This window comes from Neobacillus sp. 19 (genome assembly GCF_049463095.1).
Taxonomy (GTDB): Bacteria; Bacillota; Bacilli; order Bacillales; family Cytobacillaceae; genus Neobacillus.
Map to the genome: position 1 here is coordinate 12,229 of NZ_JBMPZU010000100.1, position 19,979 is coordinate 32,207.

30 protein-coding genes are annotated in these 19,979 nt (G+C 43.4%); 27 read left to right on the plus strand and 3 right to left on the minus strand.

The window, feature by feature from the left end; translation table 11 throughout:
• Window positions 1-258 precede the first annotated feature (258 nt).
• From infA to rpsI, 12 genes are all read left to right on the plus strand, one after another.
• The gene (gene infA, locus ACO1D1_RS27345) at window positions 259-477 is read left to right on the plus strand and encodes a translation initiation factor IF-1 (protein ID WP_007085268.1); all 219 of its coding nucleotides are present in this window, start codon (window positions 259-261) and stop codon (window positions 475-477) included.
• Window positions 478-513: 36 nt separating this feature from the next.
• Window positions 514-627, plus strand: coding sequence for a 50S ribosomal protein L36 (gene rpmJ, locus ACO1D1_RS27350; protein WP_000868344.1), 114 nt, complete (start codon window positions 514-516; stop codon window positions 625-627).
• Window positions 628-650: 23 nt separating this feature from the next.
• Complete coding sequence (rpsM, locus tag ACO1D1_RS27355; RefSeq protein ID WP_026565543.1) at window positions 651-1,016, plus strand: 30S ribosomal protein S13; 366 nt, start codon at window positions 651-653, stop codon at window positions 1,014-1,016.
• Between the two features lie 22 nt (window positions 1,017-1,038).
• On the plus strand, window positions 1,039-1,428 hold the full coding sequence (rpsK, locus tag ACO1D1_RS27360; RefSeq protein ID WP_024027886.1) for a 30S ribosomal protein S11: 390 nt from the start codon (window positions 1,039-1,041) through the stop codon (window positions 1,426-1,428).
• A 177-nt stretch (window positions 1,429-1,605) separates the two neighbouring features.
• Window positions 1,606-2,550: a DNA-directed RNA polymerase subunit alpha gene (locus ACO1D1_RS27365; protein ID WP_149868122.1), complete on the plus strand. Its 945-nt coding sequence runs from the start codon at window positions 1,606-1,608 to the stop codon at window positions 2,548-2,550.
• Between the two features lie 55 nt (window positions 2,551-2,605).
• Window positions 2,606-2,968, plus strand: coding sequence for a 50S ribosomal protein L17 (rplQ, locus tag ACO1D1_RS27370; RefSeq protein WP_149868123.1), 363 nt, complete (start codon window positions 2,606-2,608; stop codon window positions 2,966-2,968).
• A gap of 360 nt (window positions 2,969-3,328) precedes the next feature.
• Window positions 3,329-4,168, plus strand: a complete 840-nt coding sequence (locus ACO1D1_RS27375) for an energy-coupling factor ABC transporter ATP-binding protein (protein ID WP_149868124.1) — start codon at window positions 3,329-3,331, stop codon at window positions 4,166-4,168.
• A complete protein-coding gene (locus tag ACO1D1_RS27380) occupies window positions 4,144-5,013 on the plus strand; it encodes an energy-coupling factor ABC transporter ATP-binding protein (protein ID WP_423337712.1) in 870 nt (289 codons plus the stop codon). The genes ACO1D1_RS27375 and ACO1D1_RS27380 overlap by 25 nt, the downstream gene beginning before the upstream one ends.
• Window positions 5,010-5,807, plus strand: a complete 798-nt coding sequence (locus tag ACO1D1_RS27385) for an energy-coupling factor transporter transmembrane component T family protein (protein WP_149868126.1) — start codon at window positions 5,010-5,012, stop codon at window positions 5,805-5,807. The genes ACO1D1_RS27380 and ACO1D1_RS27385 overlap by 4 nt, the downstream gene beginning before the upstream one ends.
• A 16-nt stretch (window positions 5,808-5,823) precedes the next feature.
• The gene (gene truA, locus ACO1D1_RS27390) at window positions 5,824-6,561 is read left to right on the plus strand and encodes a tRNA pseudouridine(38-40) synthase TruA (protein ID WP_423337713.1); all 738 of its coding nucleotides are present in this window, start codon (window positions 5,824-5,826) and stop codon (window positions 6,559-6,561) included.
• Window positions 6,562-6,803: 242 nt separating this feature from the next.
• Window positions 6,804-7,241 carry a 50S ribosomal protein L13 gene (gene rplM / locus ACO1D1_RS27395; RefSeq protein ID WP_149868128.1) on the plus strand — a complete coding sequence of 146 codons (438 nt, stop codon included), beginning with the start codon at window positions 6,804-6,806 and terminating at the stop codon, window positions 7,239-7,241.
• A gap of 23 nt (window positions 7,242-7,264) precedes the next feature.
• Window positions 7,265-7,657 (plus strand): 30S ribosomal protein S9, encoded by a 393-nt coding sequence (gene rpsI, locus ACO1D1_RS27400; protein WP_098533175.1) that lies wholly within the window; start codon window positions 7,265-7,267, stop codon window positions 7,655-7,657.
• A 181-nt stretch (window positions 7,658-7,838) separates the two neighbouring features.
• On the opposite strand, the gene ACO1D1_RS27405 is transcribed toward rpsI, so the two are convergent.
• The 3 genes from ACO1D1_RS27405 to ACO1D1_RS27415 all read right to left on the minus strand — a co-directional run bounded on the left by ACO1D1_RS27405 (window position 7,839) and on the right by ACO1D1_RS27415 (window position 10,233).
• A complete protein-coding gene (locus ACO1D1_RS27405) occupies window positions 7,839-9,020 on the minus strand; it encodes a site-specific integrase (RefSeq protein ID WP_052404719.1) in 1,182 nt (393 codons plus the stop codon).
• 152 nt (window positions 9,021-9,172) lie between these two features.
• Window positions 9,173-9,622, minus strand: coding sequence for a hypothetical protein (locus ACO1D1_RS27410; RefSeq protein ID WP_052404718.1), 450 nt, complete (start codon window positions 9,620-9,622; stop codon window positions 9,173-9,175).
• A gap of 227 nt (window positions 9,623-9,849) precedes the next feature.
• Window positions 9,850-10,233: a helix-turn-helix domain-containing protein gene (locus ACO1D1_RS27415; protein WP_042353679.1), complete on the minus strand. Its 384-nt coding sequence runs from the start codon at window positions 10,231-10,233 to the stop codon at window positions 9,850-9,852.
• A 205-nt stretch (window positions 10,234-10,438) separates the two neighbouring features.
• Between ACO1D1_RS27415 and ACO1D1_RS27420 the strand changes: the two genes are divergently transcribed.
• The 15 genes from ACO1D1_RS27420 to ACO1D1_RS27490 all read left to right on the plus strand — a co-directional run bounded on the left by ACO1D1_RS27420 (window position 10,439) and on the right by ACO1D1_RS27490 (window position 19,853).
• A complete protein-coding gene (locus ACO1D1_RS27420) occupies window positions 10,439-10,648 on the plus strand; it encodes a helix-turn-helix transcriptional regulator (protein WP_042353762.1) in 210 nt (69 codons plus the stop codon).
• A 74-nt stretch (window positions 10,649-10,722) separates the two neighbouring features.
• A complete protein-coding gene (locus ACO1D1_RS27425; protein ID WP_042353678.1) occupies window positions 10,723-11,013 on the plus strand; it encodes a hypothetical protein in 291 nt (96 codons plus the stop codon).
• A gap of 79 nt (window positions 11,014-11,092) precedes the next feature.
• Window positions 11,093-12,061 (plus strand): transcription termination/antitermination NusG family protein, encoded by a 969-nt coding sequence (locus ACO1D1_RS27430; protein WP_042353677.1) that lies wholly within the window; start codon window positions 11,093-11,095, stop codon window positions 12,059-12,061.
• Window positions 12,054-14,303 carry an ATP-dependent RecD-like DNA helicase gene (locus ACO1D1_RS27435; protein WP_042353676.1) on the plus strand — a complete coding sequence of 750 codons (2,250 nt, stop codon included), beginning with the start codon at window positions 12,054-12,056 and terminating at the stop codon, window positions 14,301-14,303. The genes ACO1D1_RS27430 and ACO1D1_RS27435 overlap by 8 nt, the downstream gene beginning before the upstream one ends.
• Before the next feature lie 54 nt (window positions 14,304-14,357).
• The gene (locus tag ACO1D1_RS27440) at window positions 14,358-15,014 is read left to right on the plus strand and encodes a helix-turn-helix domain-containing protein (protein WP_052404717.1); all 657 of its coding nucleotides are present in this window, start codon (window positions 14,358-14,360) and stop codon (window positions 15,012-15,014) included.
• Window positions 15,015-15,243: 229 nt separating this feature from the next.
• A complete protein-coding gene (locus tag ACO1D1_RS27445; RefSeq protein WP_042353675.1) occupies window positions 15,244-15,678 on the plus strand; it encodes a MarR family transcriptional regulator in 435 nt (144 codons plus the stop codon).
• Between the two features lie 264 nt (window positions 15,679-15,942).
• Window positions 15,943-16,122: a hypothetical protein gene (locus ACO1D1_RS27450; RefSeq protein WP_042353674.1), complete on the plus strand. Its 180-nt coding sequence runs from the start codon at window positions 15,943-15,945 to the stop codon at window positions 16,120-16,122.
• Window positions 16,123-16,305: 183 nt separating this feature from the next.
• Window positions 16,306-16,431: a hypothetical protein gene (locus ACO1D1_RS27455; protein WP_423337714.1), complete on the plus strand. Its 126-nt coding sequence runs from the start codon at window positions 16,306-16,308 to the stop codon at window positions 16,429-16,431.
• Between the two features lie 115 nt (window positions 16,432-16,546).
• Window positions 16,547-16,753 (plus strand): metal-dependent hydrolase, encoded by a 207-nt coding sequence (locus ACO1D1_RS27460; RefSeq protein WP_423337742.1) that lies wholly within the window; start codon window positions 16,547-16,549, stop codon window positions 16,751-16,753.
• Window positions 16,744-16,890: a hypothetical protein gene (locus ACO1D1_RS27465; protein ID WP_187373119.1), complete on the plus strand. Its 147-nt coding sequence runs from the start codon at window positions 16,744-16,746 to the stop codon at window positions 16,888-16,890. Before ACO1D1_RS27460 ends, ACO1D1_RS27465 begins: the two co-directional genes overlap by 10 nt.
• Before the next feature lie 84 nt (window positions 16,891-16,974).
• Complete coding sequence (locus tag ACO1D1_RS27470) at window positions 16,975-18,093, plus strand: hypothetical protein (protein ID WP_423337715.1); 1,119 nt, start codon at window positions 16,975-16,977, stop codon at window positions 18,091-18,093.
• A gap of 21 nt (window positions 18,094-18,114) precedes the next feature.
• The gene (locus tag ACO1D1_RS27475; protein WP_042353669.1) at window positions 18,115-18,486 is read left to right on the plus strand and encodes a hypothetical protein; all 372 of its coding nucleotides are present in this window, start codon (window positions 18,115-18,117) and stop codon (window positions 18,484-18,486) included.
• A 23-nt stretch (window positions 18,487-18,509) separates the two neighbouring features.
• Entirely contained in the window at window positions 18,510-18,941 is a 432-nt protein-coding gene (locus ACO1D1_RS27480) for a hypothetical protein (RefSeq protein ID WP_042353668.1), read from the plus strand.
• Window positions 18,942-19,003: 62 nt separating this feature from the next.
• Window positions 19,004-19,426, plus strand: a complete 423-nt coding sequence (locus tag ACO1D1_RS27485) for a DUF5348 domain-containing protein (RefSeq protein ID WP_042353667.1) — start codon at window positions 19,004-19,006, stop codon at window positions 19,424-19,426.
• Window positions 19,427-19,451: 25 nt separating this feature from the next.
• On the plus strand, window positions 19,452-19,853 hold the full coding sequence (locus tag ACO1D1_RS27490; RefSeq protein ID WP_423337716.1) for a hypothetical protein: 402 nt from the start codon (window positions 19,452-19,454) through the stop codon (window positions 19,851-19,853).
• The last annotated feature ends 126 nt before the right edge of the window (window positions 19,854-19,979 follow it).

Here is a 19,979-nt window from a genome sequence, read left to right on the forward strand (position 1 = left end):
GACTCTCGAATTTCTCCAGTAAGTTTCAAAAGTATGTGAAGGCAAATGGGCTTTTCTATGGTGCTGAGTATGCAGGACCGAGAGTTGGGCAAGAATGACATGAGGACCAAACATATTCCTCATTATGATAAAATTCCTTGCGGACAAAGTGCAGTAGTATATGTTACTATTATAAGGTTGCATAATGTCGATTGAACTTAATGACTCGCTTGCATTTTTATGAACGCTATTTTTGAAAAGAGAAGGGAGACGAGACCGATGGCCAAAGATGATGTTATTGAAATTGAAGGTAAAGTGATTGAGACTTTGCCAAACGCAATGTTTAAGGTAGAATTAGAAAATGGTCATACTGTGCTAGCTCATGTATCTGGTAAAATTCGAATGCACTTTATTCGCATTCTTCCAGGTGATAAGGTAACTGTTGAGCTTTCTCCATATGACTTAACTCGCGGAAGAATTACGTACCGCTTTAAATAATCAGCACTCCGTACTACTAAGGAGGTTAGGATAATAATGAAAGTTAGACCATCTGTTAAACCGATCTGCGAAAAGTGCAAGGTTATCCGTAGACGCGGAAAAGTTATGGTTATTTGTGAAAACCCTAAACATAAACAAAAACAAGGTTAATTTTGAAGGAGGTGCGCTAAAATATGGCACGTATTGCTGGTGTAGATATTCCACGTGAAAAGCGTGTAGTTATCTCTTTAACTTATATTTATGGTATTGGTAAAAATACAGCACAAAAAGTATTAGCAGAAGCTGGTGTTTCTGAAGATACCCGTGTGCGTGATCTAACAGAAGACGAATTAAACAAAATCCGTGACATCATCGACAAGTTAAAAGTTGAAGGTGATCTTCGCCGTGAAATTTCTCTTAACATTAAGCGTTTAATGGAAATCGGCTGCTACCGCGGATTACGTCATCGTCGTGGTTTACCGGTTCGTGGACAAAATACGAAAAACAACGCTCGTACACGCAAAGGTCCTCGTAAGACTGTTGCGAACAAGAAGAAGTAATCGGCAAAGGAGGTTAATTTAAATGGCACGTAAAACTAATACACGTAAACGTCGTGTGAAAAAGAATATTGAATCAGGTATCGCACATATCCGTTCAACATTTAACAATACGATTGTAACAATCACTGATGTTCATGGTAACGCAATTTCTTGGTCAAGTGCTGGTGCGCTTGGATTTAGAGGTTCTCGTAAATCTACTCCATTCGCAGCGCAAATGGCTGCTGAAACTGCAGCTAAGACATCTATCGAACACGGTATGAAAACTTTAGAAGTGACTGTAAAAGGACCTGGTGCAGGCCGTGAAGCTGCTATCCGTGCTCTTCAAGCTGCTGGTCTTGAAGTTACAGCGATCAAAGACGTTACACCTGTTCCTCATAATGGATGCCGTCCACCAAAACGCCGTCGTGTTTAATTTTTCTGTATAGAACTTGTATCATGCGTCTATAATGGATATGATACTAATTTTTTACAACTTATACAGGAAACTTATTCCAGTTGTTGTGCACAAAACGGGAACGTATACATGGGGGAATTTCAATTAGAACGCTAGTCTAATTGAGGTTTCGACGTTTTGAAGGAGGGTTATTTGATGATCGAAATAGAAAAACCAAAAATCGAAACGATTGAGATCAACGATGATGCCAAGTACGGTAAGTTCGTCGTAGAGCCACTTGAGCGTGGATATGGTACCACTTTGGGTAACTCCTTACGTCGTATCCTATTATCTTCACTCCCAGGTGCCGCTGTTACATCGATTCAGGTCGATGGGGTACTTCATGAGTTCTCAACAATTGAAGGCGTCGTAGAGGATGTAACATCCATCATTTTAAACATTAAGAAATTAGCTTTAAAAATCTACTCTGACGAAGAGAAAACCCTTGAAATTGATGTACAGGGTGAAGGACCTGTCAAGGCGATGAATGTTACCCATGACAGTGATGTCGAGATTTTAAATCCTGACCTTCACATTGCGACATTAGCTTCCAACGGACATCTTCGCATGCGTTTGACAGCTAGACGCGGTCGTGGATATACACCAGCTGAGAACAACAAAAGAGAAGATCAGCCAATCGGTGTGATTCCAATCGATTCGATTTATACACCTGTTTCTCGCGTGTCCTATCAAGTAGAAAATACTCGTGTAGGTCAATTGTCAAATTATGATAAGCTAACGCTAGATGTTTGGACAGATGGTAGCACTGGGCCAAAAGAAGCGATTGCTCTTGGTTCGAAAATTTTGACCGAGCATTTGAATATTTTCGTCGGTTTAACTGATGAAGCTCAAAATGCTGAAATCATGATTGAAAAAGAAGAAGATCAAAAGGAAAAAGTTCTTGAAATGACAATTGAAGAACTAGATCTTTCTGTTCGTTCTTATAACTGCTTAAAGCGTGCTGGAATCAACACTGTTCAGGAATTAGCTAATAAGACTGAAGAAGATATGATGAAGGTTCGTAACTTAGGCCGCAAATCACTCGAAGAAGTGAAGGCAAAACTAGAAGAGCTTGGATTAGGCTTGCGTAAAGACGACTAGTCAAAGGCAATGCTGAATATCCGTTTTATGACTTCAACAAAGGAGGGAACCCTTCATGGCATACAGAAAGTTAGGACGCACAAGTGCACAGCGTAAAGCTATGCTACGTGATTTAACTACAGATTTAATTATCAACGAGCGCATTGAAACAACAGAAACTCGCGCGAAAGAACTTCGCTCAACTGTTGAAAAAATGATCACTTTAGGCAAACGCGGTGATTTACATGCCCGCCGTCAAGCTGCTTCATATGTTCGTCACGAGGTTGCTAATGCTGAAAACGGTCAAGATGCTGTTCAAAAATTATTCGCTGATATCGCTCCACGTTACCAAGAGCGTCAAGGTGGATATACTCGAATCATGAAACTTGGACCACGCCGCGGCGATGGTGCACCAATGGTTATTATCGAGTTAGTTTAATATACCTTTTAACAGACAACAAGGGCGCTGGACAGTTTACACACAAACTTGTTCTTTGCCCTTTTTCTGTAAAAGAATTTTATATATTTGTTCGTCACAAGCCAAAACGAGTGTTATGATGAGCGTGACTCCTTTTAATGGAGCGATATGAAAGGGTTTTTACTCTTTACCGGATGGAATAACATTATTCTTTTTTACGTCTCGTCTAGCTCTTGCACCTCCTCCCATTTCTTTATAGAAATCCCTTATTTCGCAGTTGATTACGTTGCTGCCCAGGGACGAGGTGCGGGCTTTTTTTGTTATAATGGGTATAAATTGAATTTTGAGCTGAGTTAAGATTAGCTGAGAGGAGGAATATCGATGAAAAAGTCAATTGTATCGCTAAAGGGAGTGTCTTTCCAATACGATTCACAAGAACGGTATGCCTTAAACAACGTGAGTTTCGACATTTATGATGGGGAATGGCTGGCGATTGTCGGCCACAATGGATCTGGTAAATCAACAATGGCAAAGCTTCTAAACGGCCTGCAGTTTCCGCAGCAAGGGGAAATAACCGTTGGCGGTATACAGCTAACTGAAGAGTCCATCTGGGATATTCGCAAGAGGATAGGGATGGTTTTTCAAAACCCGGACAACCAGTTTGTCGGGACAACGGTTGAGGATGATGTGGCTTTTGGTTTAGAAAACAATGGGATTCCCCGGGATGAAATGGTGCAGCGAGTTGAAGATTCATTAAGAAAGGTGAAAATGGATCAATTTCTATATCAAGAGCCCCACCATCTTTCGGGTGGACAGAAGCAGCGAGTAGCCATTGCCGGTGTACTGGCGCTAAGACCTTCAATCATTATTTTAGATGAAGCAACTTCCATGCTTGACCCAAGAGGACGGGAAGAAGTACTTGAGACGGTTAGACTATTGAAAGAAGAGAAATCCTTAACCGTTATTTCGATTACTCATGACCTTGAGGAGGCAGCAAAGGCGGACCGCATTATTGTGATGAATAAAGGGGAAGTATTCCACGAGGGAACACCTGAAGAGATTTTCTCCATGGATGAGCAATTGATTCAATTAGGACTAGATATTCCTTTTTCAGTAAAAATGAGCAAGGCATTCCGGCAAAACGGGATTGACCTATCCAAGCATTATCTATCAGAAGAAGAGTTGGTGACAGAGCTATGGACATCTCACTTCAGCAAATAGAGTACCGATATCAAGCAAATACTCCTTTTGAACGGCTTGCCATTCAAGATGTATCCATTGATATTCCAACAGGTATGTACATGGCAATCATTGGCCATACCGGCTCTGGCAAATCGACGGTTTTACAGCATCTCAACGGGCTGCTGCAGCCAACAAAAGGAACCGTTAAAATTGGCAGTCATGAAATCAAAGCCCAGCAGAAAAATAAAAACCTTAAACCAGTTCGGCAAAAGGTAGGAATTGTCTTTCAGTTCCCCGAGCATCAATTGTTTGAGGAGACGGTAGAAAAGGATATTATCTTTGGGCCAATGAACTTTGGTGTTTCCGAAACAGAGGCCAAAGAGAGAGCGAGGCAGGCCTTGAAACAGGTCGGTTTAGCGGAAGAAATCTTAGAAAAGTCACCGTTTGATCTTTCAGGCGGCCAAATGCGCCGTGTCGCCATTGCCGGTGTCCTTGCAATGGAGCCTGATGTGATTGTTCTGGACGAGCCGACGGCTGGTTTGGATCCCCGAGGCCGTAAGGAAATCATGGATATGTTTTATACACTCCATAAGGTAAGAGGACTTTCAACGATACTGGTCACACACAGTATGGAAGATGCGGCCAGGTATGCGGACAAAATTGTCATAATGCAGCAAGGCAAGGTTGTGAAACAAGGGTCTCCGCAAGAAATCTTTTCATCACCGGTGGAATTGGTAGAAATGGGACTCGACGTTCCGGAAGTTGTACGTTTCCAGTTGAAGCTGGAAGAGAAAACAGGGTTGAAATTAGAAAAAATCTATCTTTCTATCGAGGAACTATCCTCTGCTGTTTCAGAGGCTGCGGAAAGGGGTGTCCGCACATGATGGAAAAAATGATTTTTGGCCGCTATGTCCCTGCAGATTCAACGGTCCATAAAATGGATCCTCGTTCGAAGTTAATCATTATTTTCTTTTTTGTTTGTATTATTTTCCTGGCGAATAATGGGATCACCTATGCACTCATCGGAATTTATACCTTTTATATGCTTGGCATGTCCCGCATCCCTGTTCGTTTTTTATACGGTGGACTAAAACCTGTTTTATGGCTTGTTTTATTTACTCTTGTCCTGCAGTTGTTTTTTACAAAGGAAGGGGCCTTACTAGTCGAATTAGGGCCGCTGAAAATTTATGAAGAGGGACTGAAGATGGGAATCTTTATCTCACTTCGATTCTTCTTTTTAATTTTGATGACGTCTTTATTAACCTTGACGACAACTCCAATTGAGATAACGGATGGACTAGAAACCTTATTAAATCCGTTAAAAAAGGTGCGGTTTCCCGTTCATGAAATGGCGCTGATGATGTCTATTTCACTAAGATTTATCCCGACGCTTATGCAGGAAACAGACAAGATTATGAAAGCGCAGATTGCCCGGGGTGTTGAATTTGCCAGCGGCCCGTTCAAGGAGCGGATAAAGGCAGTTATTCCTCTTCTGATTCCTTTGTTTGTCAGTTCTTTTAAACGGGCTGAGGAGCTCGCAATTGCGATGGAAGCGAGAGGCTACCGCGGCGGTGAGGGAAGGACGAAGTACCGGCAATTGAGCTGGAAAGCAGCAGATTCTATACAGTTGGTTGTTTTAGCTATTATAACGATTCTATTAATCTTACTACGTTCATAAATGGGGCGGGGCTGCCATGCAAAGGTATAAATGCATCATTTCTTACGATGGCTCAGATTTCTCCGGTTATCAGGTACAGCCGAACAAACGAACCGTACAGCTTGAGCTTGAAGCTGCTTTAGCAAAAATGCATAAAGGTGAGCCTGTTAAAGTGAGCGGCTCAGGACGAACGGATGCCGGTGTTCATGCAAAAGGACAAGTCATTCACTTTGATTCTCCGCTGGCGATTCCGGTAGAGCGCTGGGAAGTCGCTTTAAATTCTATGCTGCCTGAAGATATATCGGTTCTGTCAGTGACGAAGGTTGACGCGGCTTTCCATGCCCGATTTGACGCGATTGGGAAGGAATACCGCTATGTCCTTCATTTATCTTCCATACGTGATCCGTTTCAGCGGAAATATGCCTGCCGTTACCCATACCCCTTAAATCTGGAGTTGATGCGGCGGGCAAGTAAATATTTCCTTGGAACCCATGACTTTACTAGTTTTTGCTCAGCTAAAACGGAAGTGGTGGATAAAGTCCGGACGATTGAGACGATTGATTTTCATTTGGAGGGCGATCTCCTTACGCTTCGCTTTGTGGGAAACGGGTTTTTATATAATATGGTGCGAATCCTTGTAGGAACGCTATTAGCAGTCGGCTCAGGAGAAGTAAAGCCCGAAGAAATCCCTGTAATTTTGAAAAAAAAAGATCGCCGTTTTGCCGGGAAAACAGCTCCAGCCCAGGGTTTGTATCTTTGGGAAGTTTTTTATTAAAACAACCCCACCTGGTGTAACATTTTCTTGACAATTAGATGGTGAGTATTTATTATATTATATGTGTGTGTTTTTAATCCCACGATAAAGCCCCGGAAAGTCTTCATCGTGATTGAAAATATATGAATTGAAACTTAAGCGCACAAATGGCTTTGCTCGTGATTCCCGGAACAGAATCATTGGTCATTGCTTAGAACCGTGCGAACAATAATCTTTAATGGATATAATTAGGAGGGAAACTCATGCGTACAACGTTTATGGCAAATGCCAACAATATCGAGCGTAAATGGTACGTGATTGATGCTGAGGGCAAAACTCTTGGACGTCTTGCTTCTGAAGTAGCTTCAATCTTACGTGGTAAAAACAAACCAACTTTTACACCACATGTTGACACTGGTGATCATGTAATCATTCTTAACGCATCTAAAGTAGAACTAACTGGTAATAAATTAAATGACAAAATTTACTACCGTCACACAATGCACCCAGGTGGTTTAAAGCAAAGAACTGCTCTTGAAATGCGTACTAACTATGCTGAGAAGATGATCGAGCTTGCTGTTAAAGGCATGCTTCCAAAGAATTCTCTTGGACGTCAAATGTACAAAAAATTACACGTATACGCTGGCGCAGAACATCCGCACCAAGCACAACAACCTGAAGTTTACGAACTTCGCGGTTAATTAAAAGGGAGGGACAAAACTATATGGCACAAGTTCAATATATCGGTACTGGTCGTCGTAAGAGCTCTGTCGCACGTGTGCGCTTAGTTCCAGGCACAGGCAAAATCGTAGTTAATGGTCGTGAAATCGAAGATTATATCCCATTTGAAGCTTTACGTGTTGTTGTAAGACAACCATTAGTAGCTACTGAAACTGTTGGCAGCTATGATGTTCTTGTAAACGTAAGCGGCGGTGGATACACTGGTCAAGCTGGCGCAATCCGCCACGGTATTGCTCGCGCATTACTTCAAGCAGACCCAGAATTCCGTCCAACATTAAAGCGCGCAGGTTTATTAACTCGTGACGCTCGTATGAAAGAACGTAAGAAATACGGTCTTAAAGGCGCTCGTCGTGCACCACAGTTCTCAAAACGCTAAAAAATCAGTCGTATCAAGGGTTTCGCCCATTTGGAATTTATTTCAAATGGGCTTTATTTTACTAAAATCTGGTGAAAAACACCCGAGTGAATGTAATTTGAATGTAATTTTTTTCGAAAAATTTTCGAAGGACTCACTCTCGGCTGTTTTTAGGGATTCGAACATGCGCGTGTCACACCTTTTATACCTCATTATCTTCTTCGCTTGGGACGGTTTCTTTATTCAAGTAGCTCGCCAAAAGTTTACTTAAACTTCCGTCTACATCTTCGGTGATGTGTGTGTAAATATCCATTGTGGTACTGATACGTGCATGTCCTAATCTTTGCTGAATGTCTTTCATTCTTGCCCCGGATGCGAACAACATAGAAGCGTGTGTATGCCGCAGCCCATGCACCCTGATATTTTTCAATTTGAATTTCTTGCAGGCGAAATGAAGTCGCTCGTTCAGATGTGCAAGCCGTATCGGTTTCAGGTCGCTTGGACGCGGGAACAGAAATTTCTCAATTTCAGGATTGCCATGATCTTCCCGTAGTTGTTTGTTCAGTTTCTTCAACTTTACCAGAACTTCAAACGTCTCATCATCAAGGCTGATTGTGCGCACCGAATTCTTCGTTTTCGGACGTAGCAATAGATATTCCCCGTTGATCCAAACGAGGTTCTTACTAATCTGCAATTCCTTTTTCTTTTCGCATACATCCGATTCAAGCAGCGCACCAAGTTCACCTTTGCGGATGCCTGTATACAGCAAGGTCCGAAACATCGCATATACGCGGTATGGAAATTCCTGCTCTGTCCGGCTCAGGAAATAATTGACCGTCTCCCGTTCCCAAAACTCTACTCCTTGATCTTCTTCCTGACTGCTATACTCGTCTACGTAGGCCGGGTAGACCAATTCATCCATTGGATTTTCCTTGATGATCTTCTTCCGTTTCGCGTAGCGGAACAGCAAATCCATTTGATTTCCATAATCCTTGAAACATTTCATCTTCATCGCAAGGTCGTCAATGAAACGCTGACAATCCTTTGTCGTGATCTGGTCGATATAAAGTTTTGCGAAGTTTGGCAAGATATGTTTGTTGAACTTTGACTTCTTGTTCATAATCGAGGATATTTTCAGTTTCCGTTCCTGTTCCTGCAACCACTTCTGGTAGACTTCTTCGAACGTCACATATTCAGTTTGAATGAAGTCGCCTTCATCCACCTGATTCAAGATATCGCGTACTGCATCCTCTGCATCCTGCTTTCTCTTGAAACCCCTTCTTGTTGTGTAGCGGTACTTACCTGTCATCGGGTCTTTTCCGATCCCTACTTGAACAGACCAGCGGTACCCTTCCTGTGTTTTGTATCTTTTGTATGACGCCATTTTTTACCTCATTACCCCTTTCTGTTGTTCTGAGCAAAAATGCTTTTGCTATTTAAATACATTTTAAAACTACAAACTTATTTTAAGCGACCAATTTAACCACCACCCTTCCGGTGAATTCTTAAAAAGTATTGTGCGGCAATACGCATTAGTTAAGATGCACAAAATAACTGAATCCTTGTTTCTGCAAAACTTGATTCGACATGGAAAATACGTGTAATTTCCCCTGTAATCCATTGTTTGTCCTCCGTCTTCTCCACGAGTGGTAACTGTCGAAGGAGAAAAGAGGGGACGCAGAAGTAATAAGGGAAGTCACATAATTGGTGTACTGCTTTTCCTTCCAGAAACAGTTGATGACATACATAAATGCCGACAACCTTTCCGAAGTCCTGCCATAGCTTTTCATCGCACTGGTTTTCGTTAAGGAAGACGCGCCATGTACCACCCATGTTGTTCAATTCGCTCGGATGACCGTAGAAGTGGACAGGAAGCCCCAATTCATCTGAAATCTCTGCAATCATCCTACGCACCGGTCTTTCCTGAAAATCCTCCCATTTTGAAATGTTGATGTCTCTGTATAGTGTCTGAATCATTTTGTCCATTGGATTATCCCCCTTCATCACTGCACTCCATTCTGGTTGAATAAAAGCGAGTTGCCTTCCGAACAAGGAATTTATTCAGAAGACGTCCCTTGTTTAAAAGCGATGTCTTTTTGTTGACTATAGTCAAACGTTTGTTCGGTCTGTTGGGTAAAGAAAATTCCATCATCCAGAACAGGAAATTCCTTCGATGGAAAATGAAACGTCTTTTGAATTGTTTGTTGTCTCCCTTATTTTTTCCTACCCCCCTCCTGTTCCCCCTTAATCAAGTTCCACATCGTCCGAAGTTTTTCGAGATCACTCTCGTCCGACTTCGACAGATCAATGAACCAACGCTTCAATTCAGGATTCGAGATAGCCTTCAAAAATTCCTCTTCCTCCTGATTCCTCTCAACGGAAGTTGGCTTGCTTGTGACGCCTAATAAATAATCTGTTGAGACATCGTACAATTCCGCGATTTTCGCGAGCATTTCGTTGTCAGGGCTCCGAAGTCCGTATTCCCAATTTGCATAGGTGGATAGGGTTTTCAGATTTAGTCTCCGTTGTACGTCCGTCTTCGACCAATTATTCGACTCACGCAACATTTTCAGTTTTGAAGCAAGATCATCCTTCATTCACAAAACACCCTTATCCTTAATATAAAAACAAAATAAATCTTTTCCAAATATTTATTAATATAGTAACACGATTACACAAAAGAGGAAAGTTTTTTCATAGATTAACAAAATGAGTAGTTGACATACACAAGTTGAGTAGGTTACTATACATTTAAGTTACCCGATTTGTGTATCAAGAGAAGGAGTTGTGTTTCGGCAGATTATGGACCAGAAGAAATATAACATTTCCCGTTTACGGCAATACAGGATGCGAAAAGGAGTCAGCCAAACGCACGTTGCAAAGCTCCTGGGTTATCGTTCTCCTTCGGGATACGCCAATATTGAAAGCGGAAAGACATCACTCACCCTAGAAACTGCACTAAAAATCGCTGATATCCTAAACGAAAAAGTTGAAGATCTTTTTTTTGGCTAATTTCTACCCATATTGTGTAAAAGTATAAAAGATTATATTCATTATGGGGAACATTCTCGGAAGGGGAGAGGAAAATGAATGTTTTACTCGATCAATTAAAAACTGAAGTGCTGACGAAGGAATTAAAACTCCTTTTCAAGGAAGCGTACGAACTTGGTGTCCAGGATTCACAGAAGCAGTTTCAATATCCTCATTTGTTGACAAAGTTGGATCTTACGGAAATATTTCAGGTTAAGGAAGCAACAGTAAATAAAATTGTTGGAATCAAAGGATTTCCGAAAAGTCAGTTCGTCTCGGCAAGGTATCCGCGTGACGAGGTTTTTAAGTGGATGCATGCGAACAGCGGGAAATGCCGCGATATCTAAGCGATGTCAAGGAACTAATCAGATTACTTTTTGTTCCTAAACATAGGAACAAAAATATTAGAGGAAAGGGTAGAAGGGAATGGGGTCTTTCTTTGTTTTGCAAGTTCACACAGGCTTCGAAATTGAAGCAAAAGAAATGTTGCTAAATGTGCTAACTAGAACAAATAACAGAACGGTCAAATGTATCTACGCGATGGAAAAGGCTGATTCCGTATACCGGACAGGTCAAGATTTGGATGAACTGTGCGGATTGGAACACGAAGAAATATCGGAATACCTTCATGTGAAGCGGCTGCAAGCAGGAATATCCAACCTTCGCCATGCCTGCGATGCCATGAAACGATACGAGGATACAGATTCGCTAGAGATGCTTGATTCCTACAGAGAGAACATCCGCACCCTGACAAGGCAGTTGAAAGAATTGCGCCAGGAGAACAAAAAAATCGGTTCTGTTCTAAACGGCTATATCCTGATCGAAACCCATTCGGATGCAAGCCGTTTCCCGAGCGACCTTTTGCATGCTGTTCATAGTGTTCCGAGAATTATCGGGCTGCCGAGCAAAAACAACGTGCCACAGGAGGAAGTCGATGCCTTCCTCATGCAGCTCGACATGACACCGGAAATTCAAATCGAACTGGAAGAGCTTTCAAACAAGGAGGAAATTGAAAAGATCAAGCAAGAACTTCTTCAACAGGCAAATGAAGTCATCGGAAGCGACGCGGAACAAGTTCTATTGAACCAAATTGATGATTTACAAAATCCAATCGAAACGGGAATCGAAGAACTGCTCCGTGATTATGACAATAGACAAAGAAAGGAGTGGAAGGGCAATTCTATCCACTCAAAGATACAAGCCATTAATGTGACCATCCATCAAAGGAAAAAGAGAATCCGCATGTCGCAATCCCTTTTTGAGGCTGTTTATCCTGATGTACGTATCCCTTTAAAACAAAACGTGTTTGTACTAGATGACCGCCATACCTTCTTGCAGCGGTTGAAACACCTGCTCTATGAATCTAGGGAGAAAGGGTGTGTGTATCATGAATGAGGGACAAGCCGTTGATTCCGAAACACTTTCCGGCGTTTTGAAGGACGTGTTTTTCAGGAAAGACGACTTTTTGATCGGAAATTTCCAAACAGACGGACGGAACATCATCAAAATAAAAGGCAGCCTGTATGGTGTCGAAAAAGGGGAAGACCTCACCATCAAAGGGAAATGGGAAACCCACCCCAAGTACGGCCAACAATTCGCAGTAGAAACGTGGGAGCGGCCCGTACCGCAGACCAAAGAGCAGGCAATCGCATTTCTCGCTTCTTCTTTGGTGAATGGTTGTGGCGCGAAGCAAGCTGTTCTGATCGTCGAGAAACTAGGGGAGAATGCCATCGAGATCATCAGCAAAGAAGGCGAATCGTCTCTTGAGGGAATCAGGGGGATTGGTCCGAAAAGGCAAACCCGCATTGTCGAAAGCGTGCGGTTGACTTTCGAAGTGCAGAAAATAATTAGTGAACTGCTTGTCTACGGCATCACAATGAATGTTGCCTTGATAGCCTATAAAGAATTCGGAGCGAATGTTGCTAACGTCATCCGTGCAAATCCATATGAACTTATCAAATTCAATAATATCGGGTTCCTGAAAGCGGACGAGATCGCAAGAAAAATTGGCATCCTTCCGATTTCAAGTTTTCGCATAGATGCTTGCATAGAATTTGTCTTGAAAGAGACTTGCTACAGATTAGGGCATTGCTTTGTAGAGGAAAATGAACTGTTCCAGCAAGTCGAACTCGCGCTTAACCATCATGCTACCGGTGATGCAGTTGTCACGATGGCGGAAATCGAACAAAGCGTTTTCCGCCTCGACGGACAAACCATTGTCATCGAGGATGACGGAAGCGTCTATCCCAAAAAATTATACACATATGAACAGAAACTAGCCCGGAAACTTTCAAAATTGAGAGGATCACGGGGTGGCGAAGCTATGTCTTTTTTGGAAAAGCAGATTACGGCATATCAAAGGAAGAACCGTATCATCCTCGCGGAAAAGCAGCGGGAAGCGGTCAAATGTCTGTTTTTAGAACAAATACTAATTCTGACCGGTGGGCCAGGAACAGGGAAGACGACCGTTGTGAAGACCATGCTAGACGTATTCAAAGCCGTCCACCCTAATGCACAAGTAGCGCTCGCCGCGCCTACCGGGAGGGCAAGCAGGAAACTTTCCGAAGTGACCGGGCAGGAAGCGAAAACAATCCATAGTCTAATCGGTTACCGACCTAGCGACAAACCGGAATACAACAGCGATAACAAGCTTCAGGCAAACCTTCTTGTTATTGATGAAGTATCAATGGTGGACCTGCACCTAATGCACCTGCTTCTGCAAGCGGTCGAGGACAATGCGAAAATTCTGTTCGTCGGAGATACAGATCAATTGCCCTCAGTAAGCCCGGGCAACGTCCTTGCTGACATGATCCAAGCTGGTGTGCCGACTGTTCGCCTTACCGATGTATTTAGGCAGGCGCAAGAAAGCCAGATTGTCACTAACGCGCACCGAATTAATAAAGGGAAGCCGTTATTGATTGACACGAGCAAAGACGATTTCTACTTCATCCAAAAGGAAGGGCCTGACCATATCGCACAGCTTGTCGTGCTCAGCGTCGTCCGATTCATAAATATAGGTTACGATTTATCCGACATCTTGGTGTTAAGCGCGATGAGGAAAGGGCCGGTCGGAACCATTGCGCTGAATCAGATGCTGCGGGATGCGGTCAACCCGAAGACCGCCTATACAGAAGAATGGAGGCTAGGGAATCGGACTTTCCGTGTCGGCGATAAAATTCTTCAAAAGAAAAACAATCGGGACAAAGACGTGTATAACGGGGATATCGGTGTCATCCGTGCCATCGAAAGATATTTCGTCAAGGACCTGAATGAATATGTTGACATCCTTACAGCTAATTTTGGCGGCCGGAATGTGACATACCTACGAGAAGATATGGACCAGATTGAATTAGGGTATGCCATCACTATACACAAGTCACAAGGAGGAGAAGCCCCTGTTGTCATCATTCCCATGACAACGAGCCATTACATTATGCTTGCCCGGAATCTCGTTTACACGGCTCTGACACGGGCGAAAGAGAAGGCGGTCTTAATTGGAACGAACAAAGCGATGAACATGGCAATCGGCAATGACAAGATCACGAAACGGAACAGCAGATTGGCCGAACGGATCGTTGAAGAAATCAATCACGGCAATCGCTATAAGAAAAACGAAAGGGTCAACAATTCCTGTTGACTTTTTTATGTTTGCGCCGCAGAAAATACACAGGGATAACAGGGGTGGAGGCAAATGAGTCTGCAAAGGCAGCTAGAGGTAGCGGAGCAGCACGCACGGCTGAGGGAATCTGAAAGGCTGGTCGATCTAAGCGAAGTCGCTCGTCAGGAGGAGAAGGCGAACCGTATAGGTTACGGGCTGTACAAAATCAAAAAGAAAAACAAAACGCCTTTTGTACAAATGTTCCACGAGAATATCGACATCCTGATCAGAGAAAAGTATATGACGATGAACGAACTTGGTTTTCTATCGGCAATTTCCCCGTTTATTGCAATGAGTTCAAATGCTATCAAAAATCCTGAAACGGACCAATTTATGACGATTACCGAAATTGCCAATGTGTTAGGTGTTCAACGGGAAAATCTAAGCCGAACTATAAAAAAACTGATAGACAAAGGATTGATTTACGAAATTGTTAGTGCAAAAGAAATCAAACTTTATAAACGGAACGTCAATGCGCGCCCTTTGTTCGTGAACCCTGAAATCATATATAAGGGAAATAAGGACGAAATTGACCCCATGCTTTGTGACATGGTGATGGAATACGATTACATTGAAAAAAGCAAAATCCTGCTCGAATGGAAGGTGTGGCATTCACACAATCAGAAGGAAGGTAAAATGCTGAGTCGTTCCACTTATTTGAAAAATAAACGGGAAAGCAGGAAAAGGTAAGGCCATAGGTGTGTCTTTTTTGTCACACCATAAAAAATAACACCAAAATAATGCTTTGGGGGTGTGTCTAAAAAGATACACTAGTGTGTTCTAAAAGACACATCCTAAAACGCTTATAAACGTTGGTTTGAAGGGATTTTTCGCACCTTGGTCAGTTGGCGCTATTCTTATTCTTATATATAGTGTCCGATTCTTAATTTTTAGACAAAAAGGCAAGGAGTTGATTTACTTGGTTATCCAAGAAACGGAAAGGACGTCCAACGTCGTAACCTTCGTGACACCTAACATTTCCTATTTCACCGAACATAAATATCTAACCGATGCGGAAATGGCATTCCTTTTTCGTTTATCCACAGTTCTTGATTCCGACAACTGCATCAATCGCGAACGCGGGCATTATCTCACGCAAAGCGAACTCGCCCATCGGATGGAGATGTCGAGGGAAACTATAAATCGGTTGATTGGCGGACTGGAACGAAAAGGGCTGCTTAAAAAGGAGCTGAATAAAAGCGACATAGCGAAGGTGGCTCAATACATTATGTTTGCCAATCCGAACATCGTGTTTTATGGCGAAATGTCCTGTGCGATTCCTCTGTCCATCAAACATCTTTTTGCGGAGCCGGTCCGGAACCCTGTCATGGACAAATTACCGTTCAGGATTTAACAACAAGCTAACTTGAAGGAGGTGGATGGTTCAAAAAATACCAAAATGCATGTTGTTCTGGTTTCAGCCTAGGTTCAGGTGGTAATCTGTTTTTCCTGCTCTGCAGAAAACGTGCCGTATCCATTGCGGACTTGACTCGAAAAAAATTAAAAATAAATTGTAAGTTGCTACTGAACGCAGTGCAGTCGAAACTACGCGCAAACAAGGGGATTGACCTGATTGAAGGTCGCCCCTTTTTGAATTGCTTGAAGGGAGGGAAAGCGTATGGCGGTAAAAGATGAAGACCTGGCTATGTCGTCGAACCGGGCATTCATGGAAGAGTGGTGCTATGTATGGGGCGGGTACAGCAAAGAGTTCTACAGGAACCTATCAGACGAGGAACTCGAAGCCATTTATAACCAACTAAATAACAAGGTCCGCCAAGAACAACAATCTGTCCGGTAATATGACACGCAGAAACAGTGGATGCAAGGGGATAACGCAATCCGCTGCCTAAGTGCAGGCAATCCCCAAAAACCACACGTGGAGACAAAGCAGATAAAAGGGAGGTGTGAATCATTGTGGCGGACGAAACGAGAAACGGTCAAAACATTTCTGATATGCAGCGAATGTCAAAATGTCTACCCGATGTTTCGGCTGAAAGGCAATCAGAAGAAGGATGGACATATCAAGCATCTGTGGTGCTATCGCTGCAAGGGGATGCAGGCACATGTCGAGGACAAACGACTTTATAGCAGGGTGCTGACGAAATGAGAGGGGTGATAAGGTTTCTTAGATTGATAGATAAAATGAAGACTTTCCCCGGAGGGAAGGTGTCCTACTTTTGGAATGTCAAACGCATATGTTGTCTGGTGTCGTCGCCGGCTACATGGCATCGGGTGGTGACTGGAAAGGCGGGTTGATTGGTTGTATCGCAGGCATCATCCCTGATCTCGATGAGCCAAAATTGAAGTACGGAAAAGTACTGTTCCGAGTGTCGCTTCCGCTGAATCAGTTGGTGGGACATCGGACGCTGCCGCATTCGTTTCCGTTTTCGATAGCGGTTGGATTGCTCCTAACCCTGCTATGGACCTGAAGGTGGGACTTGCAGTCAAGGCGGGGGTTCTGGCACACGCTGTGGGGGGATATGTTGACGGGCCGGGTGAAGCTGTTCAATCCCCTGAATCTATCGGTTGGCATAAAGGTATCATGGTTCATGTTCGTCGTGAATGACCGGATATGCCGAGTCATCATGATAGTGATCCTGTTGTTTTTCGGGTGGAAAGATTTTACTGATTATTTTTTGAGTTTAGCAGATTGGTTGGAGAAAATGGAGATAGTACAAATATTGCTAGGTTTCTAGCGACTGAAGGGGAGGACAAAAGGGTGAATACGAATTTTGTAGCGGTGGATTTAGGATATGGTTTTGTAAAGGCGATTTCCTCAACAGGCAAGAGAGTTGTTTTCCCGTCGCTTGTCGGAAAAGGACATGACCGGGGGCTTACAAACATGTTCGGGGAAGAAAAGAATGATCTTTTGAATATACATGTCGTGTACAAAGGAGAAAGTTACTTCGTGGGCGAACTTGCGAAGGAATCGCGTTCCCTGTCACGAATTTTTGAGCGGGAGCGGTTTGAACACTTATATACGCATATCTTGCTGAATACTGCAGTTCAGCTTGTAACGGATGGAAAGAGCGGTTCTATTAAACTATCGACGGGGTTGCCTCTTGACTTCTATAGAGCGCAGGCAAAGGATTTCCAACAGTCCATCAAAGGTGTGCATCCTACGCTTGAATGGGAATCCGGCTCGCTTGCCGGGTGCAAGGAGCAGATTAACATTGAGGATGCACTTGTGTTTCCGCAAGGAGCGTCCGCTGTGTATTCAGCCCTTTTCAACCACGAAGGTAAACTGACGTACCCACATTACATGAATGAGGGTGCGCTGATCGGTTTGATCGACATTGGGTATCGGACAACGGATTTCGTGGTTGTCGAGATTCAGGCGAACAAGGGATTCATGCCGAAGACCAAGCTGTCCGGTACAATCGACGATGGAGTTATCAACCTGACGCGGGACATCAGGCAAGCCTTCAAGGTGCAAACGGGTGGTGCGGATTTGAACGAGTTCCATCTGAACCGTGCCATGCAAGACGGGCGGCTGACTTACAAGGGGAAAACACTAAACTTTGAGGAAATGATCCATACGAGCAAGAAGTCGATTGCCATGAATATCGTAGACCGGTTAAAAAACGTGTGGGGTGAAGAGTCGGACCTATTTGATGCTATTTTCCTTGCGGGGGGCGGTGGTGAATTGTTCGAGCCATTTATTCAGAAACCCTTCGATGACCGGCTGATTAAGATTCAGGAAAGTCAATTCGCAAATGCAATCGGGTACTTGCGGCTAGGCAACTCCATTTTCAATCATCGGAAATAAGGTGGCGGGCGGTGAACAACGATGACAGCGAATTGGGAAAGGCGGTACAGTTTCCGGCTCACGGACGAAGATGAGGACATTGGAAGAATGCTTGAAAATGTCCCCAAAAGCAGGCGGAGTGAAATGATTCGAAATATGCTTAAATATGCATACCGCACGATGAACGACGAACGGAAAGAGAAGAAGGAATTTGATGAACTTAAAAAGGAATTGCTCAATTTTAAGGAATTATACCGATTACAGCATGAAGAACTGTTAAAAGAACTGCGGAAAGGGATCACGGTTGCTTCAAGCGGGAGCGAGATAAGCAGAAAGGATCAGAAGGGCGTTGTATCGGAGGATGCCATTAGAAACAGCGCGCAAGCCTTTCTGTCCTCTTTCGGTAATGAATAATCACTAGGGGAAGGGAGATAGAGATGTTAGATGCAAAAACAAGGGAGAAGATAGAGAGCAGCTTCAAGGCAAAGACGCGGCTGAAAAAGAAGCGGCTGTTTCTGGAAATTGGCAGATGTTTTAAAATCTGCGATGCCTGTCCGATGAACGGACGGGCAATTTCCGACGTCGCCCCAGAGGAACCGAACTCCTATGAATCTGTATGCGGAAATTGCCCGATTTACAAATGTCTACGGAACGTGGGAACTGAACTATGGGAGAAGAATACGAACATCGAATTTCTTCTTTCCAAAGGGGAGGAACTAACGCCTGATGAAGTCCTCTACTTGCTCGAACAGGGAGCAACAAAGAAATCCATTCAACGTGCGCTAGGATTCACCAATCCGAAGCAGTTGAATGGTTTTTTAAATATGGTCTATCAAGCCAAAGGATGGAAAACGGGGCAAGTCATGTAGGCGATGCACCGAATTTCATGATTCGGCTGAAACTACATTTAAACGAGAGGAGTGGAAATGAAATGGATTTAGAAGAAATCGTGAAGCGATACAAAAAGCTCGGTGGGGAAATTGAAACCCTTTTGCAGGATACAGATAAAATGTTCGACAACACTAATACGGCAATACTTAACATCGATGAATATCAGAAATATCTACTGGTTTATCAAAGTCAGTTGGCTCTTGAAAAAGCGTACGGCTGTATGGCGGAGTTGGGAAAGACTACATTCATAGAGGGCGTTCTAAAAAAGAACGGGAATGGACGGTACGCCCTTGGGGCATACGAACTGTCGAGCGGGTCGCCCCTTGATATCTGGGTGGAGGATGAGGACTCACAGGCGGGAGGCTATTATCTATTCACCCGACTCGAACATAGGGAAGACTACTACGCCTTCGACAAGCCAAGCCTTGAACTCGAAGGCAGAAAAGCGAGAATCCGCCGTTAACGAAACAGGCAACTAGGTTGCCTGTTTGATTTTAATGTTAGGAGTGTACGTTGATTTGGAAAAAGAAGTGAAGGAAGCGGCTTTCACCCATTTGGATAAGTGGCAATGGAAGCCGACGGTAGAAAAAGCAGTACAAGCAATGGAAAGGGAACACGGGCCCTTAAAAGTCCATGTGCGGAAAGTGGAAGTGCATACCTGCAAGAATAATGGAGACATTAGCATCCACACGTTCACGGCAGAAGCTGTCGTCAATGGAAAGAAGGTAATTATTTCAGATGCCTTTTCCGTCCTTTGGTTTTTAGAATGGGGTATCATCCGGCATTGGGAAAGTATCAACCTGTCGGAGAAATTCTTGAACACGACGCTCGGAAAACGGTGGATCGGGTACCTGATACAGGAATGCAAACCGCAGTATCTTGTGTGTTAGCTTTTTGTTCATAACAAAAGGTGTTTTGTTAGCAACATAAAAATTCTCCTTACGATAATTGGTTGAACTCCTGCGAGAGGGCTATTATAGGCGTAAGATCAATAATTGAAAAAAGGAGATGGGTGT